The sequence below is a fragment of the Acinetobacter sp. UBA3025 genome (assembly GCF_002367915.1).
Lineage (GTDB): Bacteria > Pseudomonadota > Gammaproteobacteria > Pseudomonadales > Moraxellaceae > Acinetobacter.
Genome location: NZ_DFDO01000296.1, coordinates 1 through 4710 on the forward strand (window position 1 = coordinate 1; position 4710 = coordinate 4710).

Consider the following 4710-nt stretch of genomic DNA (forward strand, 5'->3'; position numbering starts at 1 on the left):
AGGCTTTCCCGATATGCGGATCCAGATTTTCCCCGGTCATGGCACCCACGGCTTTAATATGTCCCAGGTTTTCTGCAATCAGAATCAGGGCAATAGGCGCAATGATCAGCATGGCATTGGTATCAAATACAGGCGCATGGAAGCTCGGAACTCCAAACCAGCCAGCTTGCTGAATTGGCGCAAAATCAATCGCAGTACCATAGCCCATCACATTACTTAAAATGTAGTAAATGAAGTAAGCCAGCAATAAACCGATCAAGAGCAATAGACGCTGTACCAGACCTTTGGTAAACACCGCAATAGAACCCATACACAGTACGGTCACCAGTGACATCCACATATTAAAGGTATTGCCCATGACGTTTTTCACAGTCACAGGGGCCAGGTTCAGACCGATAATCATTACCACCGCACCGGTCACCACCGGCGGCATCAATTTTTCAATCCAGCGGGTTCCTGTTGCCATGACCAGAACACCCATCAAGGCATAAAGCACACCACATGCAATAATCCCGCCAGCGGCGACACCAATATTTGGATTCAGTCCGCCAGCACCTGCATAGCCGGTTGCTGCAATCACCACCCCAATGAACGCAAAGCTTGAACCCAGATAACTTGGTACACGACCACCCGTGATCAGGAAGAACAGGATGGTACAGATCCCCGACATTAAAATGGCCAGATTGGGATCAAAACCCATTAGAAATGGCGCCAGTACCGTCGCACCGAACATGGCAAAGGCATGTTGTACCCCCAAGATCAGGGTCTGGGCAGGCGGTAAATACTCTGCGGTACCTACTGGTCGTGCATCGATACTACCCTCATAAGGGCGCCACTTGGGAAACCAATTGGACATAAAATGAGCACTCAAAAGATAAATTGTGCACATCATACTCTTGTTTTTTAGAAGATTTAATCACTGAAACAAAATTTTTGTTCAAATTAATTCTATGACTTTATTTGAGATTTTACCGTGCGGTAAAAGTTTTTTAAATCAAAACTAAAGTTAAATCAGTAGATTAATTCCCGGACAATTCATATTCAACTTCTATAAGTAATTTTAATTTGATATATAAATAAAGCTTTTTTTGGCTATTGACTGATCAATAAAAAAGCACATCGTGTAGATGTGCTTTAAATGGAAGGGAAAAAATCAACCGGTATTTCGTAAACCGGCGGCAATACCGGCAATACTGACCATTAATGCATGATCGACCGGAGTGTGTTCAGCCTGCTGCTGTTCCAGATATAACCGACGACGTTTCATCAGTTCGGCTTGCAGTAAATGGAGCGGCAACAGATAAGGTTTACGCACCGTCATGGACTGGTCCAAGACGCCATTACTGCTGAGCAGTTTTGATTCACCTTTTAAAGTGAGTAAGGTCTGGATGGCATCCTGCAAACGTTGACGCAGTTCCGTGCCGAGCTCTTTCAGGTCTTCATCCTGAGTCAGATGCGATTCGTAATAGAGCGCGACATTGCTATCTGCTTTAGACAGTACCATTTCCAGCATATCAATCAAGGTCTGAAAATAAGGCCATTCAGTTAGCATCTCATCCAGAATCGTACGTTGCCCTTGATCCAGTACTTCATTTAATGCAGCCCCAGTACCCAGCCAGGCTGGTAACATCAAACGAATTTGAGTCCAGGCAAAAACCCAGGGAATGGCACGTAAGGATTCAATCCCGCCGCTGACCTTACGTTTGGCCGGACGTGAACCAAGCGGCAACATTTGTAATTCCAGTTCTGGGGTCACGGTACGCAGGTATTTCACGAAATGCGGATTTTCACGTACTGTCTGACGATAGACCTGTACCGACAGATCGGTCATCTTATGCATCAGATCACGCCATTCTGGTTTCGGTTCGGGTGGCGGTAATAAAGTCGCTTCCAGAGTCGCTGCAGTATAAATTTCCAGATTTTGTAGCGCGATTTCTTCCAGACCAAATTTAAAGCGAATCATCTCACCTTGTTCAGTCACCCGAATGGCCCCTGAAATCGAACCCGGCGGTTGCGAGAACAAGGCTTGTTGGGTGGGTGCACCGCCGCGGCTGATCGAGCCGCCACGACCATGGAACAGGGTCAGCTGTATACCATGCTGTTTAGCAACTGCGGTCAGTTCTTCCTGCGCACGGTACTGTGCCCAGTTGGCTGACATAAAGCCGGCATCTTTGGCCGAATCCGAATAACCAATCATGACCTCGTGCTTGCCCTGAATATGCTGCTTGTACCAGTGCATATTAAAGAGTGTCGACATGGTGTCAGCAGCGCCGTCGAGATCTTTTAAGGTTTCAAATAAAGGCACTACCCGTAAAGGCTGTTTAATCCCGGCTTCTTTTTGCAGCAGCAAGACGGCCAGCACATCACTTGGATATTCGGCCATGGAAATAATATAGGCGCCTAGAGACTCACTTGGCTGTTCGGCCAACGTGCGCATAGTAGTAAAGACTTCCTGCACATCAGGATGTTCAATCAGGCTACCCGCTGGTTCATTCAGGTGTTTTGGCAGCAGGGGACGTTTGCTTTGCAGTTCCTGCAACAGGAAGTTTTGACGGGCCTGTTCAGTCCAGGTTTCAAAATTACCCAGACCCAGATATTCAGTAATGGCTGAAATGGCCTGACGATGACGACCAGATTCCTGACGAATATCCAGTTTGAGGAGTTCAATTCCGAAACAGTTCACCCGGTAAATCAGATCCAGCAGACTGCTATTGGCAAGTTCTGCCAGATTGCATGCCATCAGTGAGCGATAACAGGTCAGTAAAGGTTTTAATAACTCATCTTTACTTTTAATCACCCGACTATCATCCGCATCTTTGCCATGTAGTTTTTCGGCCAGCCAAGCCCGGGTAATTTTTAGACGTTCACGGATATCGCGTAAATAATCACGGTACGGTTCAGGATGTTGATGGCCTAACGCCTGTGTAATTTCATCACTGCATTGCTGAATAGAAAGTTCCCAGCGCAGGTTTTCAATATCACGCAGATAAAGATCAGCTGCTTTCCAGCGTGACAACCACAATACTTCCTGAGTCACATTATGCGTCACATTCGGGTTGCCATCCCTGTCGCCACCCATCCAGGAAGCGAAACGTACCGGAGCAACATCTAGCGGCAAAGTCTGGCCACATTGTTCCTCAACCATGCCGTTCAGTTCACGAATGAATTTGGGTACAGCATTCCAGAGGGTCTGTTCGATTGTCGTAAAGCCCCATTTGGCTTCATCCACCGGGGTTGGGCGATGTTGACGGATTTCGTCCGTTTGCCAGGCAGAACTGATGAGCTGTTTTAAGTCAGCCAAGACCGCTTGACGTTCACGCGGGGTCAATTTCTGCTGGTCAAATTTGGACAGGGCATTATTGATGCCATCATATTTCTGGATCAGGGTGCGTCGACTGACTTCTGTTGGATGTGCGGTCAGCACCAGTTCAATTTTTAATTCACAAATTTGCTGATATAAGGTTTCTGCAGAAATTTCCTGCTGTTTGAATTTTTCAAATAAAGGCACCAGAGGATTTGGAGATTCTGTAGTTTCCTCAAATTCGCTTTGACGGCGACGACGTACCACATGGTACTGTTCGGCAATATTGGCAAAGTTTAAGAAATGGGTGAAGGCACGGGTCAATGGCAAGATTTCATGATCTTCTAAAGTCAGGAATAATTGTTCCAGCTGTTTTTCTGCTTCAACCTGTCCATCGCGAGCACCTTTCGATAAGGCCCGAATTTGCTCGACCTGATTAAACAAATCTTGCCCCGCATGTAACTTCAGGGTTTCTCCCAGTAGATTACCCAGTAAACGTACGTCTTCGCGTAGAGGTGCCTCAATCTGTTGAACCATTTTTTATATCCCTCCGATTCTTCCTTTGACTATACCCCGACTGCATGACAATCCAAGTCTTTTGCAGACAAAAGTTGAATATCATTTGTTGATAATTGGATGAATTTTAGTCCTTATACTATTGTAAGGATCAGGCCAGATAGAAGAAATTTAACGGGAAATCGCATATTTCAGCATAAAGATCTCGATGGCCTGTTGAATGATCTGATGGCGTTGTTGCATGTCAGGTAACGGGCTTAAGCTCAGTAAGACTTTGTGATGCCGCATACCTAACAGTAAGGACACCATCAGTTCGGTCTGATGCTGCGGATCATCAGTCTGGATAAATTGATGTTGCTGCGCCTGCTCAAAGAAATCATGCCAGGCCTGATTCAGCTTGATATGTGAGGCTGTATAAAAACGTTCCGCCAACGGATTTTTTTCATAGGCCAGTTGCATGATGAGCAGGTCCAGTTTGAGAGCTTCTGGCAGATTGGCAATATTGAAAGAACGTAAACAGATCTGATATAGCTCCTGTTGAAAATCACTATCAGGCTGCAGAACTTTAGGAGATTCCTGCAGAATTGCCTCACAGGTTTCTTCAACCGCACAGCTAAACAGCGTGGCCTTATCCTGAAAATGATTATAGACAGTGAGTTTGGTCACACCGGCTTCCAGCGCAATCTGGTTCATGCTGGAACCATGATAACCATGCTGTAAAAACAGCTGTTTCGCTGCGTTCAGAATACGCTGGCGTTTCTCCAGATCCTTGGGCCGTCCAACCGGTATTTGCACAATTTCATCCAAAAAAATTCAATATGGTCATTGTTTTAACTGCAGAATCCTAATTAGTGTACCGGGTGGTATATTAATTAAAAAATAAGCAATTTATC

At 45.8% G+C, this 4710-nt stretch carries 3 protein-coding genes; all 3 read right to left on the minus strand.

The window, feature by feature from the left end; genetic code table 11:
- Positions 1-856: solute carrier family 23 protein (locus B4J23_RS12410; protein WP_291361000.1), on the minus strand; the 856-nt coding region annotated here is incomplete at its 3' end.
- Positions 857-1153: 297 nt separating this feature from the next.
- Entirely contained in the window at positions 1154-3838 is a 2685-nt protein-coding gene (gene ppc, locus B4J23_RS12415) for a phosphoenolpyruvate carboxylase (RefSeq protein ID WP_291361002.1), read from the minus strand.
- 150 nt (positions 3839-3988) lie between these two features.
- Positions 3989-4612, minus strand: a complete 624-nt coding sequence (locus B4J23_RS12420) for a TetR/AcrR family transcriptional regulator (RefSeq protein WP_004780415.1) — start codon at positions 4610-4612, stop codon at positions 3989-3991.
- Positions 4613-4710: the final 98 nt, after the last annotated feature.

Excerpts from the sequence above, each read along its gene's own strand:
- ppc (WP_291361002.1), bottom strand. The coding sequence starts at position 3,838 with ATGGTTCAACAGATTGAGGCACCTCTACGCGAAGACGTACGTTTACTG.